The organism is Streptomyces sp. PTL18, from assembly GCF_059510295.1.
This window is the reverse complement of record NZ_JCAJZO010000174.1, coordinates 1-262: the sequence shown is the minus strand read 5'-3', so window position 1 is coordinate 262 and position 262 is coordinate 1. Positions and strand designations below refer to the sequence as shown.

Annotated in this window: 1 protein-coding gene; it reads left to right on the top strand. The window is 66.0% G+C overall.

Features of this window, described 5'->3' with window-relative positions; all coding sequences use genetic code 11:
• Window positions 1-262: transposase (locus tag AC5WS8_RS39520; protein WP_496108295.1), on the top strand; the 262-nt coding region annotated here is incomplete at both ends.

Below are 262 nucleotides of genomic sequence, written 5' to 3'. Positions count from 1 at the left end.
AACGGCACCCGGTCGAAGACCGTGCTGACCGACGTCGGCCCGGTCGAGGTGAAGGTGCCCCGCGACACCGCCGGCACCTTCGAGCCGCAGATCGTCCGCAAACGGCAGCGCCGTCTGACCGGTGTGGATGAGATGGTGCTCTCGCTGTCCGCGAAGGGCCTCACCCACGGGGAGATATCGGCTCATCTCGCCGAGGTGTACGGAGCGGAGGTGTCCAAGCAGACCATCACCACGATCACGGACAAGGTGATGGAGGGCATGG